This window comes from Gordonia sp. WA4-43, assembly GCF_020520305.1.
Taxonomy (GTDB): domain Bacteria; phylum Actinomycetota; class Actinomycetes; order Mycobacteriales; family Mycobacteriaceae; genus Gordonia; species Gordonia hongkongensis.
In genome coordinates this window covers 5,306,751-5,322,585 of sequence record NZ_CP084736.1, presented here as the reverse complement: position 1 = coordinate 5,322,585, position 15,835 = coordinate 5,306,751, and the positions used below count along the sequence as shown (strand labels likewise).

Below are 15,835 nucleotides of genomic sequence, written 5' to 3'. Positions count from 1 at the left end.
GCGCGTGATCCACGCGGAACGTCCGAACAGCGAGCTGGAGAGCACCGTGAGCGTTGACACCGACCCGAATCCGGCCTTCGCCGACTACGCCCACCCCGAGCGGCTGGTGACGACCCAGTGGCTGTCGGCGCATCTCGGCGCCAAAGGACTCAAGATCATCGAGTCCGACGAGGATGTGCTGCTCTACGACATCGGCCACATCCCGACCGCTCAGAAGATCGACTGGCACCTTCATCTCAACGACCCGGTCACGCGCGACTACATCAACGGCGAGCAGTTCGCGGAACTGATGCGCAGCAAGGGAATCGAACGCGACGACACCGTCGTGATCTACGGCGACAAGAGCAACTGGTGGGCCGCCTACGCGCTGTGGGTCTTCACCCTGTTCGGCCACGAGGACGTCCGCCTGCTCGACGGTGGCCGCGACGCCTGGATGGCCGAGGACCGTGACACCTCCTTCGACGTCCCCGATTACCCGCGGTCGGACTACCCGGTGGTCGAGCGCGACGACGCCAAGATCCGCGCGTTCGCGCCGCAGGTCCTGGAGGCCCTGGGCACCGAGCCCCTCGTCGACGTCCGTTCCCCGCAGGAGTACACCGGCGAGCGCACGCACATGCCGGACTACCCGGAGGAGGGCGCGCTGCGCGGCGGGCACATCCCGACCGCCATCTCGATCCCGTGGGCGAAGTCCGCCGCCCCCGACGGCCGTTTCCGCAGCCGCGCCGAACTCGACGAGATCTACGCCGGGCTCGACCCGAAGACGCCCACGATCGCCTACTGCCGCATCGGTGAGCGGTCGAGCCACACCTGGTTCGTGCTGACACATCTGCTGGGGCACACCGCGGTCCGCAACTACGACGGATCGTGGACCGAGTGGGGCAACGCGGTGCGCGTGCCGATCGCCGTCGGCGAGGAGCCGGGCGCCGTTCCCGGCACCGAGTGAACCCGACCGCACGATGAGTCTGCCTCCAGCCCTGGCCGAGATCGTCGACGACTTCGGCGCACTCGGCGACTCCGACAAGGTCACGCTCCTGCTCGAGTTCGCCGGCGAATTGCCGGACATACCGGCGCATCTCGAGCAGGATGCGATGGAACCGGTACCCGAGTGCCAGTCGCCGGTCTTCCTGTCCGTCGACGCCGCGGACCCGTCGTCGGTGCGGCTGTATTTCAGCGCTCCGCGCGAGGCGCCGACGACCCGCGGTTTCGCCGCCATCCTGCATCAGGGACTCGACACCGCGTCGGCGCGCGAAATCCTCGACGTGCCATCGGATTTCTATTACGACCTGGGACTCGGCAGCGCCGTGAGTCCGCTACGCCTGCGGGGTATGGCGGGCATGCTGGGCCGCATCAAGGCGCAGGTTCGCGCCCAGGTGCCCGACACGCCCGGGGCATGAAGTTCATCCAGATCCGCGACGAACCCATCGCGCCCGGCGGTCTCGTCGAGTGGACGCCGTATGTGCCGGGCGGACTGGGCAATTGGGACTACGACTCGCGCCTGACCTCGCACAATCACGAGCAGCATCTGCGCGCGGCGTTCGAGTACCGGGTCCGCACGCGTCGCGAGGGCGGACGTGAGGCCTGGCTCGGGTTGAGCATCGAGTTCGACGAGCCGCTGTCGATTCCGGCCATCCGGTCGGTGCTGACCCAGTGGATCGACCGGCACGAGGTGCTGCGTAGTCACGTCGTCATCAAGGGCTCCGGCCTGCAGCGGCTGACCACCGCGCCGGGGACCGTGAAACTCAAGATGGGCCGGGTCGGCTGGTACGCCGAGTCGGGTCCGCTCGTCGAGCAACTGGCGGGCTCGTTCGATCGCGCCACCGCCCCGCTGCACTGGCCGGCCTACCGGTTCGCGACGGTCGGACGCGAACGCTCGTTCACGCTCCTCTTCGCCGCCGATCACTCGCTGGTCGACGGGTACTCGCTGATCATGGCCCAGCAGGAGTTGGTGTCGATGTACCGGGCGGCGCGGGAGCATCGCGGCGCGAATCTGCCCGAGGTCGGCAGTTATGTCGACTTCAGCGCCGCGGAACGCCGGCTCGCCGACCAGACCGGGCGCGATCATCCGGCCGTCGGCTTGTGGTCGGAGTTCCTGGCCGCCGGCAACGGTGACATGCCCGGTCTGCACACGGCCGATCCGGCCACCGGCCACCGCACCCACGACGATGCCGCCCCCGACGATGTCGACACGGACGCGGCACTTCCCCAGGAGTCCCTGTGGGGTGTCGTCGCCGACGACGCGACGGCCAACCGGTTCACCGCGATCTGCTCGGAGGCCGGCGGCACGCTGACCGCCGGAGTGCTGGCGGCCTTCGCCGTCGTGCACCACGAACTGACCGGCGATCGGCAGTTCCGGTGTGTGCTGCCGCGGCACACGCGCGACGACGCCCGCTGGCTGACCTCCCTCGGCTGGTTCGTCGGGGTCGCTCCCTTCTGTCTGGACATGTCCGACTCCCCGACGTTCGACCAGGCCGTCGTCCGATCCACCGCCGCGCTCAAGCACGGGCGTCAGGGCGCTTCGCTGCCGTTCCTGCGGGTGGCCGACCTGATCGGGCACGAGGGTGGCCCGCGGTTCGTCATCTCGTTCATCGACACGCGCTATGCGCCGGGCGCCGGGGCCGCCGACGCGGGGCGTGCGAAGGTCCTCCGCAGTCACAGCTACTCGCCCGACGAGGTGTACATCTGGATCAACCGCACCCCGTCGGGGCTGCGGTACTCCGCCCGGTTCCCGCGCGAGTCGCCACTGCGTGAGCTCGGCGTCGCCGCCTCGGCGAACACCCCGGGTGCACAACATGAGGGAAACGTCACATTTCCCGCCGCCGAGGCCCGTTCCGAAGACGGTTGGGCGATCGACCCGACAGGTGGTCCCGTCCACGCCTACCTGCGTGCTTTCGCCGAACTGGTCCGACGCCTCGGTGATGCGAGCACATTCTCTCCGGCGTTGTGACCCAGGGCTCCACCGAACGATTGCTCGGTGGGCTAGGGTATTGCCCGGAAGGTCACGACACCTGCACCGCGAAGGTGTCGCATCGCCCTCGCCGTCCGCATCCCGGCCGGTGACGGCGGGCCGCCAGACTTGACCGACGTCCGCCCAACGTGTCGCGTGCGCTACCGCGTCGTGCACCTGAGTACGAGTAAGGCCCAGGAGAACAAGTGCCCAGTACCTCTGCGAACACTCCGTCCGCAATCAGCAAGGTCCTCATCGCCAACCGTGGCGAAATCGCTGTCCGCGTGATCCGCGCCGCCCGGGATGCAGGCATCGCGAGCGTCGCGGTGTACGCCGAGCCCGACGCGAACGCACTGTTCGTCAAACTCGCCGACGAGGCTTTCGCACTGGGCGGGCAGACATCGGCGGAGTCGTACCTGGTCTTCGACAAGATCCTCGACGCGGCCAAGAAATCCGGCGCCGACGCGATCCACCCGGGTTACGGCTTCCTGTCGGAGAACGGCGACTTCGCGCAGGCCGTCATCGACGCCGGGCTGATCTGGATCGGTCCGTCACCGCAGTCGATCCGCGACCTCGGCGACAAGGTGACCGCGCGTCACATCGCGCTCAAGGCCGACGCACCGATGGCCCCCGGCACCAAGGATCCGGTGAAGGACGCCGACGAGGTCGTCGCCTTCGCCCAGGAGCACGGCGTGCCGGTCGCCATCAAGGCGGCATTCGGCGGCGGTGGACGCGGCATGAAGGTCGCCTACACGATCGAGGAGATCCCGCACCTGTTCGAGTCGGCCACGCGTGAGGCCGTCGCGGCGTTCGGTCGCGGCGAGTGCTTCGTCGAGCGCTACCTCGACAAGGCCCGCCACGTCGAGGCCCAGGTCATCGCCGACCAGCACGGCAACGTCATCGTCGCCGGCACCCGCGACTGCTCGCTGCAGCGTCGATTCCAGAAGCTGGTCGAGGAGGCCCCGGCTCCGTTCCTGACCGACGAGCAGCGCACCAAGATCCACGAGTCCGCCAAGGCCATCTGCCGCGAGGCCGGCTACTACGGCGCCGGCACGGTCGAGTTCCTGGTCGGCAGCGACGGGCTGGTCTCGTTCCTCGAGGTCAACACCCGCCTGCAGGTGGAGCACCCGGTCACCGAGGAGACCGCGGGCATCGACCTGGTGCGTCAGCAGTTCCGCATCGCCAACGGCGAGAAGCTGGAGTTCACCGAGGACCCGACCCCGCGCGGTCACGCTTTCGAGTTCCGCATCAACGGTGAGGACGCCGGCCGCAACTTCCTGCCCGCCCCGGGACCGATCTCGGTCTACAAGGAGCCGACCGGCCCCGGCGTCCGCGTCGACTCCGGCGTCGTCGAGGGTGACGTCATCGGCGGCCAGTTCGACTCGATGCTGGCCAAGCTGATCGTCACCGGCGAGACCCGCGAGCAGGCGCTGGAGCGTTCGCGTCGTGCACTGGCCGAGTTCGAGGTCGAGGGCCTGGCGACGGTCATCCCGTTCCACCGGCACATCGTCTCCAACCCCGCCTTCATCGGCGACGGTGAGAAGTTCGACGTCTACACCAAGTGGATCGAGACCGATTGGGACAACCCGATCGAGCCGTACACCGGCGGCGAGCCCATCGAGGAGGACGACGCCGCCCCGCGGCAGAACGTCGTCGTCGAGGTCGGCGGCCGTCGCGTCGAGGTGTCGCTGCCCGGCGATCTCGCCCTCGGTGGCGGTGTCGGCTCGGCCAACGGCGTCGTCCGCAAGAAGCCGAAGGCACGTTCGCGCAAGAAGGGCGGCGGCGCAGCCGTTTCCGGCGACGCCGTGGCCGCTCCGATGCAGGGCACCGTCGTCAAGGTCGCTGTGGAGGAGGGCCAGGAGGTCGCCGCCGGTGATCTGGTTGTCGTCCTCGAGGCCATGAAGATGGAGAACCCGGTCACCGCCCACAAGGACGGCGTCGTCACCGGCCTCACCATCGAGGCCGGCGCTGCCGTCACCCAGGGCACGGTGCTGCTCGAGCTGAAGTAGGACACACCGCTCCCTCGCTGCCTGAGGTGCGAGCGCCCCTGCTCCCTGAGGTGCGAGGAGCGCAAGCGACGAGCCTCGAAGGGCGGGCGTACAACAAGGCAATGCAACCAGTCGAGATCAACGCCGGGACGTGGTATCTGCGTGCGCTTCGTGCGGACGAGCGGATCACCGACGTCCCGGCGTTGTCTCATCTCGAGGTCGACGACCCCGCCGCGTTCGTCGCTGCGGCGCAGCGTGACTGGGAGTCGGAGACACGATTCGTCTGGGCGATCTGCATTCCTACCACCGGTGAGCTCATCGCCCTGATCGGGGTCACGCCGAACGGCTCGTCGGGCCGCCTGTGGGGCCAGGCCCGCGACGGCTACGACGAGGCGCTCGACGCGGCGGTCGGGCCGGTCTCCCGATTCGCCGAGGGTGCACTCGGACTACTGGTCGATGCCTCGTTCGACCGCGAACTCGGATGAGGACTGGAGCCACCGACGACCCTGCGACGACGCCGTAGATGAACTGTTGAGGAACACCTGACGTTGCGCCGGCAAAGACCCAGGACAAAAACGGCAATCCCGGCATCGGACTTTTAGGCGAGACCTGCGGTCCGGCAGCATGATTGGGCCATGACCGGAGAGATGCTCCTTCTCGTGCTGTTGGTGATCACGGCACTCGGCTTCGACTTCACCAACGGGTTTCACGACACCGGTAACGCCATGGCCACCTCGATCGCCACCGGAGCTCTGAAACCCAAGGTCGCCGTAGGGATCTCCGCCGTCCTCAACCTCGTCGGCGCGTTCTTGTCCGTAGAAGTCGCCGCCACCATCACCAAGGACGTCCTCAACATCCAGCAGACGTCGGGCGACGTCGTCACCGGACTCACCCCGACCACCGCGCTGCTGATCATCTTCGCCGGGCTCATCGGCGGCATTCTGTGGAACCTGTTCACGTGGCTGTTCGGCCTGCCGTCCTCGTCGTCGCACGCACTCTTCGGCGGGCTGATCGGTTCCGGCATCGCGGCCATCGGCCTCTCCGGCATCAACTGGCACGGTGTGCTCTCGAAGATCATCGTGCCCGCCCTGTTCGCGCCGGTCATCGCCTGCATCGTGGCGGCATGCGGGACGTGGCTCGTGTTCACGATCACCCGACGCATCGAGGCGAATCGCAAAGAGGCCGGATTCCGGTACGGCCAGATTGCGAGCGCCTCACTGGTGTCACTGGCCCACGGAACCGGCGACGCCCAGAAGACGATGGGCGTCATCGCGATGGCGCTCATCGTGACCGGCCACCTCGACGCATCGACGGTGAGCCACGGGCTGCCCTTCTGGGTCGTCTTCTCCTGCGCCGCGGCCATCGCGATCGGGACCTACCTGGGCGGTTGGCGCATCATCCGGACATTGGGCAAGGGACTCGTCGAGATCAGTTCACCTCAGGGAATGGCGGCCGAGGCCTCGTCGGCCGCGATCATCCTCACCTCGAGTGCGGCCGGCATGGCCCTGTCGACGACGCAGGTGGCGACCGGGTCGATCCTGGGATCGGGGGTCGGCAAGAAGGGTGCGCAGGTTCGGTGGTCGGTGGCGGGGCGCATGGCCGTCGCGTGGATGACGACGCTGCCGGCAGCGGGACTCGTCGGCGCCTTCTGCTACTACATCGCCAGTCTGCTGGGCGACGTCGCGGGCGGCATCACGATCTTCGTTCTCCTGCTCGCAGCGTCCGGATACCTGTACTGGCGCGCGCAGCAGAACAAGATCGACGCGCGCAACGTCAACGCCGACTGGGACGACACCACCGACTCGATCGTTCCGGCCGACGACGCCGAGCCCACCGCGATCGCCTGACGGTCACCGACGCACCCCGAAAGGACTCGAACACCGATGGACATCGTCGAATCGATCATGAAGGTCTTGCTGGTGGGCCTGATTCTCGGCGCCGGGCTTCCGGCGCTGTTCGCCGTGGGCCTGCGTTGCCATGCGCAGGGCGCGCCCGGTGTCGGCGCGGACGGCACCATCTCGAACGGCAACGCACCCCTGCGCCTGCTCGGCTACGCGATCTTCGCGGTTGTCGCACTCGTGATCGTTACGGCCCTGCTGTGGATCACGCGGCAGACCATCTACTACTACTTCGACGTGAAGATCTTCCCGTTCGGTTACAAGTAGGCGGACCGTGGCGGACCGACGGCAGTTCCTCAGGCGGATCGTGGACTGGTTGCGCGTCGGCTACCCCGACGGAGTTCCCCGCGAAGACTACGTCCCGTTGTTCGCGCTGCTGCGTCGGCAACTCAGCGACGAGGAGGCGGAGAGGGTGTCCGTCGACCTCATCCGTGACCATGGGGATGCGCCGCCACCACCCGAACCGATCTCGAAGATCGACGCCGGGGTCAAGATCAGCGCGATCACCCAGGATCTCCCCCACGAGGACGACATCGCCCGTGTCCGAAGGCATCTCGCGGCCTCGGGCTGGCCGTTCGACGACGAACCGCTGAACTGACGGCTCGACAACTGACATTTCGGGGCGTCTGTCGGTGCTCGGTGGTTACATTCGTAGGCGTTGCAGATCGGCGATGTGATGTATCGGGACATCGGTGACGTTTCTGCATCTGGACATTGGTGACACTTGGTGTGTCAGGACTTCGGTGACGGTGCGGTCTTCTTGGTGGGGCGTGGGCCGCGGGGTTGTCGATTTCCGACGTAGGTGATTCCTGGGGCGGGTCGGGGGTGTTCGACGAGGACTTCGCCTTCGGTGTTGGCGATGACGATTGTGTTGTCGTCGGTGACAACGAGGACCTGGTCGAAGGCGTGGTCCACATCGACCATGTAGGTGACTGCGTCCACGCTGATGGTGCCGGAGGTGCTGACAGTTCTGGCCAGGACGCCGTCGGGTAGGTCGGTGGGTTGCCGCTGTGCGGGCCGAGGGCGTGGTGTCGGCGGATCGAGCAACGGCCGACCGAATTTGGGGTGTGGCGCGTCGGCTTTCGGTGTTGCCTGCCAGGCGGTCAACGGTTTGACCCGCCCGGGCAGTCCTTGGTGAGGCCGCTCGGTGTTGTAGATGTGGTCGAACGCGTCGACCTGGGCCTGCAACTCGGCCAGGGTGTCGGCAAGTGGCTGTTTGTCCAGGTAGCGGAACAGTGTCTGGTGGAAGCGTTCGTTCTTGCCCTGCGTGGTGGGCTTGTAGGGCTTGCCGGTGATTGTTTCGACTCCGAGCGCGTGGGCGTGTTCGACGAGTTGACCGATGCGGCCGCGGCGTGAGGGGTTGAAAGCGGGCCCGTTGTCGGTGAGGAGTCGCTGGGGCACGCCGTGAGCGGTCACCGCCTTGTCGAACACCGCGATCGCGGCGTCGGAGGTCTCACCGGCGGCCACGTGGGAGCCCACGGCGTAGCGAGAGTGATCGTCGATCAGTTGCAGGATGACGCACGTACGTCCGCCGGTCAGAACGTATTCGGTGCCGTCGAGTTGCCAGCACGCATTCGGTGCGGGATAGACGAACCGCCGCCACGCCGAGCGGGGCTTCTTTCTCGGTTCACGCCGGGCTACTCCGGCATCGCGGAAGATGCGGGCCAGCGATGCTGTCGAGGGGACCTGTGCCATGCCCATCGACCGCATCTTGTCGTGCACGCTGATCGGTCCGTGGTCCAGACCCGACCTTTCCAAGGCGGCGCGCACCGCCACCGCTTGTGACTTGACCTCGTCACTGAGCGCTGACGGGCTCGACTTTGGGCGGCGGGTCCGCGGTTCGAGGGCTGCCGCGGGCCCCTCGACTTTGGCGCGTTTACGCAGCTCGTAGAACGACTTTCGAGAAATTCCGTGTTCGACGCAGAATGTTGAGACCGCTCCGCGGGGTGCATCATCAGGCCACTGCGAGATAGCTAGCCGGACGACAGGGTCGATAGGTTCATTAACAGCCACCGTCTGAGCGTTGAATGCGGCACGTGAGCTGACCCGAGGATGGCGGTTCGATCGGAGCCCAACCGGTTGCTTGTCGTGGACACCAACGCGAAAGCGCAAGCCTGCTTCCAGGTCGGCCACCTTGTCGCCTGCATCGACGTGTGTCAATATTGACGCGTGTCGAATAAGAATCTCCTGCTGCCACCCGGCCGCGGCCTCAGTAGCGACGAGACCGGGGCTGTCACCCCACTGTTGAAGGCACTCGCTGATCCGGTTCGACTGCGGTTGCTGTCGGAGGTCGCTGCGCATCCGGGCGGCGAGGCGTGCGTGTGCGACATCTCCGGGCCGTTCGAGCTGTCGCAGCCGACGATCTCGCACCATCTGAAGGTGCTGCGCCAGGCGGGTCTGGTGACCAGCGAGCGCCGCGCGACCTGGGTGTACTACCGGGTGAACACCGAAGCGCTGCAACAACTGTCGGGCCTGCTGGGCGATCTCGCCACGGTCGTGGGGGAAACGCGGTCGTGTGAGGCCGACCAGTGACCGCCACCGACACCGCGGTCGCGGGCAAGTTGTCGACGCTGGACCGGTTTCTGCCGGTGTGGATCGGCGCCGCGATGGTCGCCGGACTGCTGCTCGGTCGAGTCGTCCCCGGCCTGGGTGACACTTTGGCGGCGGTCGAGCTCGACGGCATCTCGCTGCCGATCGCCCTCGGATTGCTGATCATGATGTATCCGGTGCTGGCCAAGGTGCGCTACGACCGACTCGACTCGGTCACCGGTGATCGTCGCCTGCTACTCGGGTCGTTGGCGTTGAACTGGATCATCGGACCGGCGTTGATGTTCGCGCTGGCCTGGCTCCTGCTCCCGGATCTGCCGGAGTACCGGACCGGACTGATCATCGTCGGCCTGGCCCGATGCATCGCGATGGTCATCATCTGGAACGACCTGGCGTGCGGCGACCGCGAAGCCGCTGCTGTTCTCGTCGCACTGAACTCGGTGTTCCAGGTGGTCATGTTCGCCGTGCTGGGTTGGTTCTACCTCTCGGTGTTGCCCGGATGGCTGGGCCTGGAGCAGACCACCATCGACACCTCGCCGTGGCAGATCGCGAAGTCGGTGCTGATCTTCCTCGGTATACCCCTGGTCGCAGGCTTCCTCACCCGCCGCATCGGCGAGCGAACCAAAGGCCGCGACTGGTACGAGTCCTCGTTCCTGCCGCGTCTCGGGCCGTGGGCCCTTTACGGGTTGCTGTTCACCATCGTCATCCTGTTCGCGTTGCAAGGTGAGCAGATCACGTCGCAGCCGTGGGACGTCGTGCGGATCGCTCTGCCGCTGCTGATCTACTTCGCGGTGATGTGGGGCGGTGGGTTCGTGCTCGGGGCCGCGATGGGGCTGGGGTATGCGCGAACCACCACGCTGGCGTTCACCGCCGCGGGCAACAACTTCGAGCTCGCCATCGCCGTCGCGATCGCCACCTACGGTGCAACATCCGGCCAGGCCCTGGCCGGAGTCATCGGACCACTCATCGAGGTCCCCGTCCTCGTCGCCCTCGTGTACGTGTCCCTGGCACTGCGGAAACGCTTCACCACCCCAACCACTGCCTCCAGCCCGGATGTGTCGAAGGAGCCGGCTCGCGATGCCTGAGGATCTGTTGGACGAGCAGCTAAGTCGCAGTGAACACCGCGCGCAGCCCGAACTGTTGATGCCCCATGCCGTGCTCGCCCGTACCGCCGCTGACCTGGCCGCCAAGTATGAGGGGGTGGTGTCTCGCCAGACGGTGGAACGCTGTGTGTTCGAGTCCTACACCGCCTTACGGCGCACCTCCCGGGTGCATGCGCACCTGACGACCTTGGCGGGCAGGTTCGCGGCTGATCGGTTACGCGCCCTGGCCCAGTCCGATGGATCGGTGCCCAAGGATGTGCCCGAAGTTCTGTTCGTCTGCGTCCAGAACGCCGGCCGCTCACAGATGGCCGCCGGATTGTTGACCCACCACGCCGCCGGGCGGGTACACGTGCGCTCCGCCGGGTCAGCCCCCGCGCACTCGATCAACCCCACCGTCGTCGAAGCAATGACCGAGATCGGCGTCGACATGGGCACGCAGTACCCCAAACCGCTCACCGACGATGTAGTCGCCGCCGCCGACGTGGTCGTAGCCATGGGTTGCGGCGACGCGTGTCCGATCTATCCCGGCAAACGCTATCTGGACTGGACGGTCGCGGACCCCCAGGGCCGTCCCCTCGACGAGGTTCGCGCGATCCGCGACGATCTTGACGCCCGAGTTCGTGGTCTTCTCACCGAACTCACCACCGAACGTGTGTGACGTATCTGATGTTCCTTCACAGCTGAAAGGGCTTGTGTCTCATGTCTACATCTCGACCTAGGGTGCTATTTGTGTGTGTCCACAACGCTGGCCGCTCGCAGATGGCCGCCGGTTTCCTCACCGCCTTGAGCCAGGGCAGCGTCGAGGTCCGCTCCGCCGGATCTGCTCCCGCCGACTCCATCAACCCGGCCGCGGTCGAGGCGATGGCTGAAGTCGGTATCGACATCTCCGCACAGTCACCGAAGATCCTCACCCCCGACACCGTCGAATCCTCCGACGTCGTGATCACCATGGGCTGTGGCGATGCGTGCCCGGTGTTCCCCGGCGTCAGCTACCGGGACTGGGCTCTCGACGACCCAGCCGGCCAAGGCATCGACGCGGTCCGCCCCATCCGCGATCAGATCCGCGGACTCGTCGCGAACCTCCTCGACGAACTGGTACCCGCCGACCAGCAGGTCGGCCAATGAGCACACCACCGCAGGTGTTGTTCGTGTGCGTGTCCAACCGCGGCAAATCGGTGATGGCCGAACACCTCACACCGACAGTCACCGACCGGATCACCCCATCCTCAGCCGGCACCAACGCGAAAATCGGCGGCCAGGTCAACGAACTGTCCGCCCAGGTACTCGCCGAAGTCGGCGCCGACGTCGTCGGACATCAGCCGCGGCAACTCACCGATGAACTGATGCAAGCCGTGGACCTGGTCGTGGTGGTCGGCACCGCCGAGGTCACCCCACCCGACGGCGTCGCCCTCGAAGTGTGGGACACCGACGAACCCTCCGGACGGGGCATCGACGGTATCGAACGAATGCGGCTGATCCGCGACGACATCACCAACCGGATCCGCGCCCTCGCCGACCGCATCGCGCGGTAGGCGAGAACGCGAACCGAGGCTGTCAGCAGCAGGCTGTGCGCGCCTCGGCCTGGTCTGCGGCGTTGCCGCCGCAGCACACCGAACCCTGCTCGGCGTCCTCGGTGGCGTTCTGTTCCAACAGTTTCGGGCTGGTCCCGAACGTCTCGGAGTCAGCCAGCACGGTGTAGACCTCCCACTTCTCCTTCGCCGGCCCGGTCACCCACACCTTGTCCTGCGTCGCGAAACAACAGGTGGAGTTGATCTCCTCCTGGGTGAACAGACCCTCCCCGGACAACCGGGCGATCTCGGCGTGCACCTTCTCGCTCGACTCGACCTCGACGCCGAGATGGTTGATCGTGCCGCCCTGGCCGGGATTCTCCAGCAGCACCAGCTTCAGTGGCGGCTCGACGATCGCGAAGTTGGCGTATCCCGGCTTGCGCTTGGCCGGGGTGGTGTTGAACAGCTTGGAGTAGAACTCGATCGCGGTATCGAGATCATCGACATTGAGCGCGAGCTGCATACGGGACATGACCATCACCTTCACCTGTGAGACATATATCGAACTACTGACACCTGCAGGGTGCCACCTTTTCGACATATGTCAAGTACCAGGGTATGGTCGGGTCATGCCGAAGGCCCTGCCGATGGTCGACATCAGTGCCCCGATCTGCTGTGCGCCCGTGTCGGCGGCCCCTCTCGATGACGACACCGCCCTAGAAATCGCTCTGCGGCTCAAGGCGCTGGCCGATCCGGTCCGGATCAAACTCGTCTCGATTCTGCTCACTGACACCGGTGAGGGGATCTGCACCTGCGACCTCGCGACCGCGGTCAGCCTCACCGAGGCCACCACGAGCCACCACCTGGGGCAGCTCCGCAAGGCCGGCATGGTCGCACCTGACCGACGAGGGATGAACGTCTACTACCGTGCCCGGCCAGAGTCGTTGGAAGCGCTGCGCAGCGTTCTCAGCGCCATCACGGGGTGCTGCTGAACCGTCGCAGGCGCGGTCAGTTGAGCACCTGCGTCAGCCCCCCCCCCTCATCGGCAACCGCGCCACGCAACGCAAGGCACATAGCGGTGCGTGGCGGAAACCAAATGAAGAAGTGTCACCACCAAGACCCCTCACACTGTCACCAGTGTCTTGATGCGGAAGTGACACCGATGTCCTGCGAGATGACAGTTGCAGATCGGCGATAACCACTCTTGACTCGAACGTATATTCGAGTATCGTGGAGGTATGTCATCGGGGGCGGGGGCCGGATCCACCACATCGGTGGACCCATCACAGGAGTCGGTCGAGCCGCGCTTTCGTCCCGACCATGAACTCTCCGCATCCGAACTCGTCGAGGTCCTCAACCACTGCGCGGGCTTGGCGGCAGCGTCCGCGCATCGAATGATGGTCGTTGCCAGCCTCATTCACGATGAACGCGAGATGGACTACGCCCAGCGGCGCGCCGAGACGCACAGCGGCGAACTCGACTCCATCGAAGCCTTCGAGCACCTGTCCGCGCGAGTGGCCGCGGGCGAGAACCCCTACGAGCAGTTCGGACCGAACGGTCTCGAACAGGCCATCGCCGAAGTCGGTGCCACCCTCACCGTGACACCGGCTGAGGCGAAAGACCTCATCGAAGCCGGCGACGCACTGCGCTACCGACTCTCCTTCACCGGACACGCACTCGCGTGTGGTCGAATCGACAAGCGGCGCTTCCTCATCGCTCTCAAGCGCACCGATCTCATCACCGACGACGAAGAGATGCAGACCGTCGACGCCCATCTCGCCGAGGCGATCTTCGCCCGCGCACCGATGTCCACGGCCCGGTTCACCGCTATGGTCGATTCCATCGTCGCCAAGTGGGCGCCCGACGCGGTCCGTCGACGCAAGGAGCGGGTGAAGTCCGACCGCAAGGTGACCGTCACCCCCGACCGCTTCACACCCGGGCAGTCCCGGATCTCCGGCACGCTGCCCCATGCTGATGCCGCCGAGTTCGACGCCCGCCTGACGGCGATGGCCACCGCGGTCCACGCCGGTGACCCTCGAAAGTTGGCCAACCGCCGGGTCGATGCTATGAGAGCGCTCGCTCGCGGTGAAGCCGCCATCACGTGCCTATGCGACGACTGCCGACCTGCCGCAACCGAACCCGACACAGCAACAGACTCCGACGCAGCGACAGTGGGGACCGTCGAGCCGCCTGCACCAACTGCTGCGATGACGGAGGCGGACACCATCGTCGACCCGTCAGCCGACGTCGTTGTCGATGACCCGGCTGAGCCGGCCGCCTCGGCGTCGGATTCGGCTGCGCCGCGCGCGACGTTTCACATCGTGGTGAACCTGTCGACCCTGTTCGGTCTCGACAACGATCCCGCTTTCCTCGACCGCCATGGCATCATCGACGCCGACACCGCCCGGCAGCTGCTCGCCGAAGCGCGCCGCACCTACATCCACCCCGCTCCTACCGGACCCGACGGTTCACCGGCTCCAGACGCAGACAGTTCGACAACGCGGTACACCCCGTCGAAGAAGCTGCAGGCGCTGGTGCGTGCCGGCGAACTGTGCTGCACCTTCCCGGGCTGCAACGCCCCGGTCTGGCAGATCGATCTCGACCACACCGAACCCTTCGACCACGCCGACCCGCGTCGCGGTGGCCCGACCGATGCGCGCAACCTCAAACCGCTGTGCCGGTTCCATCACCGCATCAAGACCTTCACCAGCTGGCAGGACCACCAAGACGAACTCCAGACCGCCTGGTTCACCACACCCACCGGGCACATGTTCGTCGGCAACGCCTTCAGCGGACGCGACCTGTTCAACAAGCTCTTCCCCAGACGGTCACCCGATCATCCCGCCCGCGACAGACTCGACACGCAGCGCGACAACGACTTCCGACGCCACCAACGCGCCGAGAAGCGCTGGAACGACGCCAACCCGCCGCCCTTCTGAACACCGCAGAGGCCACATCGCCGGTCAGGACTACCTGGACACGGCGGGTGACGTCATGCGACGAATGTCGATCCGCACGACTCGCCCACCCTTCACGGCGATGTCGATGACGGCGAGCGGGTGACCGCCCGGTGCGATCACATGAACCATCCGACCTCCCAGCCACATCGGTGTACTCGCCCGGATGCGATCGACGAACAACCGGGTCTCCTCCGCGACCGCCCGGGCGCCCCGGACCACGGTCGGTGTGTCCGGCGGGACCAGTGACCGGTCGGCGACACGGACGCAATCATCAGCCAGCAGCGCGACCATCGCATCGAGATCGCCGCCGCGCGCCGCGGCCAAGAAGGCGTCCACGACCCGGGCCGCGGCGGCCGACGGCAGCTCGGATTTCGACTCGGAGTCCAGCTGCGTCAACGCGATCCGGCCGCGTGCCCGGCTCGCATGCTTCTTCGCACCGTCCACGCTGGTGCCGAGGACCGTTGCGACCTCGCCGAACGGCACCGCAAAGAGGTCATGCAGCACATAGGCCACGCGTTGCGACGGCGTCAACCGATCGAGGACCACCATCAGCGCGCGCGACACGTTCTCGCGCTGCAGGTAGAGCTCGTCGGCCGCGACAGCCTCCGCGGGGAGAGCGTCGGCGAACAGCGGATCTTCCTGTCGTCTGCCGCGGGCGCGCAACTGATCGAGACACACCCGGGTGAGTGTTGTCGTCAACCATGCGGCAGGGTTGCGGATCTCGGTGCCGTCGACACGCAGCGAGTTGAGCCACGTGCTCTGCACGGCGTCCTCGGCGTCGTGGATCGAGCCGAGCATCCGGAACGCCATGGCGGTCAGCTGCGGTCGTAGATCTTCGAACTCTGAGGTCGGTACCACCGGATGTCACCTTCTCGTGGGGCAGGACG

17 protein-coding genes and 1 pseudogene are annotated in these 15,835 nt (G+C 66.5%); 15 read left to right on the top strand and 3 right to left on the bottom strand.

The features are described from left to right. Positions 1–46 precede the first annotated feature (46 nt). The 8 genes from LEL84_RS24190 (at position 47) to LEL84_RS24155 (ending at position 7,428) form a co-directional block, all read left to right on the top strand. Positions 47–943 (top strand): sulfurtransferase, encoded by an 897-nt coding sequence (locus LEL84_RS24190; RefSeq protein WP_055475116.1) that lies wholly within the window; start codon positions 47–49, stop codon positions 941–943. Positions 944–956: 13 nt separating this feature from the next. Next, on the top strand, positions 957–1,394 hold the full coding sequence (locus LEL84_RS24185; protein ID WP_058252692.1) for a SufE family protein: 438 nt from the start codon (positions 957–959) through the stop codon (positions 1,392–1,394). Next, positions 1,391–2,944, top strand: coding sequence for a condensation domain-containing protein (locus LEL84_RS24180; RefSeq protein ID WP_226512966.1), 1,554 nt, complete (start codon positions 1,391–1,393; stop codon positions 2,942–2,944). Before LEL84_RS24185 ends, LEL84_RS24180 begins: the two co-directional genes overlap by 4 nt. Before the next feature lie 206 nt (positions 2,945–3,150). Next, positions 3,151–4,953 (top strand): acetyl/propionyl/methylcrotonyl-CoA carboxylase subunit alpha, encoded by a 1,803-nt coding sequence (locus LEL84_RS24175; protein ID WP_226512965.1) that lies wholly within the window; start codon positions 3,151–3,153, stop codon positions 4,951–4,953. Positions 4,954–5,054: 101 nt separating this feature from the next. Then, a complete protein-coding gene (locus tag LEL84_RS24170; protein WP_226512964.1) occupies positions 5,055–5,417 on the top strand; it encodes a GNAT family N-acetyltransferase in 363 nt (120 codons plus the stop codon). A gap of 150 nt (positions 5,418–5,567) precedes the next feature. Then, on the top strand, positions 5,568–6,779 hold the full coding sequence (locus LEL84_RS24165; RefSeq protein ID WP_226512963.1) for an inorganic phosphate transporter: 1,212 nt from the start codon (positions 5,568–5,570) through the stop codon (positions 6,777–6,779). A 36-nt stretch (positions 6,780–6,815) separates the two neighbouring features. Then, complete coding sequence (locus tag LEL84_RS24160; RefSeq protein ID WP_226512962.1) at positions 6,816–7,097, top strand: hypothetical protein; 282 nt, start codon at positions 6,816–6,818, stop codon at positions 7,095–7,097. Between the two features lie 7 nt (positions 7,098–7,104). After that, on the top strand, positions 7,105–7,428 hold the full coding sequence (locus LEL84_RS24155; RefSeq protein ID WP_226512961.1) for a DUF3349 domain-containing protein: 324 nt from the start codon (positions 7,105–7,107) through the stop codon (positions 7,426–7,428). Positions 7,429–7,473: 45 nt separating this feature from the next. Here LEL84_RS24155 and LEL84_RS24150 read toward each other — a convergent pair. Next, positions 7,474–8,801: pseudogene (locus LEL84_RS24150) on the bottom strand (integrase core domain-containing protein). Positions 8,802–8,999: 198 nt separating this feature from the next. On the opposite strand from LEL84_RS24150, the gene LEL84_RS24145 reads away from it, so the two are divergent. Genes LEL84_RS24145 through LEL84_RS24125 form a run of 5 tightly spaced genes read left to right on the top strand, consistent with a single transcriptional unit; the run spans position 9,000 to position 12,012 of the window. Continuing rightward, positions 9,000–9,362, top strand: a complete 363-nt coding sequence (locus LEL84_RS24145) for an ArsR/SmtB family transcription factor (protein WP_007240805.1) — start codon at positions 9,000–9,002, stop codon at positions 9,360–9,362. Further along, a complete protein-coding gene (arsB, locus tag LEL84_RS24140) occupies positions 9,359–10,462 on the top strand; it encodes an ACR3 family arsenite efflux transporter (RefSeq protein ID WP_005179505.1) in 1,104 nt (367 codons plus the stop codon). The genes LEL84_RS24145 and arsB overlap by 4 nt, the downstream gene beginning before the upstream one ends. Further along, the gene (locus LEL84_RS24135) at positions 10,455–11,138 is read left to right on the top strand and encodes an arsenate reductase ArsC (RefSeq protein WP_005179509.1); all 684 of its coding nucleotides are present in this window, start codon (positions 10,455–10,457) and stop codon (positions 11,136–11,138) included. The genes arsB and LEL84_RS24135 overlap by 8 nt, the downstream gene beginning before the upstream one ends. 41 nt (positions 11,139–11,179) lie before the next feature. Next, positions 11,180–11,605: an arsenate reductase ArsC gene (locus tag LEL84_RS24130; RefSeq protein WP_012834432.1), complete on the top strand. Its 426-nt coding sequence runs from the start codon at positions 11,180–11,182 to the stop codon at positions 11,603–11,605. Continuing rightward, positions 11,602–12,012, top strand: coding sequence for a low molecular weight phosphatase family protein (locus tag LEL84_RS24125; RefSeq protein WP_005179518.1), 411 nt, complete (start codon positions 11,602–11,604; stop codon positions 12,010–12,012). The genes LEL84_RS24130 and LEL84_RS24125 overlap by 4 nt, the downstream gene beginning before the upstream one ends. Positions 12,013–12,034: 22 nt before the next feature. Here LEL84_RS24125 and LEL84_RS24120 read toward each other — a convergent pair whose 3' ends face one another. Continuing rightward, positions 12,035–12,520 carry an ArsI/CadI family heavy metal resistance metalloenzyme gene (locus LEL84_RS24120; protein ID WP_005179519.1) on the bottom strand — a complete coding sequence of 162 codons (486 nt, stop codon included), beginning with the start codon at positions 12,518–12,520 and terminating at the stop codon, positions 12,035–12,037. A 97-nt stretch (positions 12,521–12,617) separates the two neighbouring features. Between LEL84_RS24120 and LEL84_RS24115 the strand changes: the two genes are divergently transcribed. Next, complete coding sequence (locus tag LEL84_RS24115) at positions 12,618–12,980, top strand: Rv2640c family ArsR-like transcriptional regulator (RefSeq protein ID WP_005179521.1); 363 nt, start codon at positions 12,618–12,620, stop codon at positions 12,978–12,980. A 246-nt stretch (positions 12,981–13,226) separates the two neighbouring features. Further along, the gene (locus LEL84_RS24110; RefSeq protein ID WP_226512960.1) at positions 13,227–14,927 is read left to right on the top strand and encodes an HNH endonuclease signature motif containing protein; all 1,701 of its coding nucleotides are present in this window, start codon (positions 13,227–13,229) and stop codon (positions 14,925–14,927) included. A gap of 30 nt (positions 14,928–14,957) precedes the next feature. Here LEL84_RS24110 and LEL84_RS24105 read toward each other — a convergent pair whose 3' ends face one another. Beyond that, positions 14,958–15,806, bottom strand: a complete 849-nt coding sequence (locus tag LEL84_RS24105) for a sigma-70 family RNA polymerase sigma factor (RefSeq protein WP_226512959.1) — start codon at positions 15,804–15,806, stop codon at positions 14,958–14,960. Between the last annotated feature and the right edge of the window lie 29 nt (positions 15,807–15,835).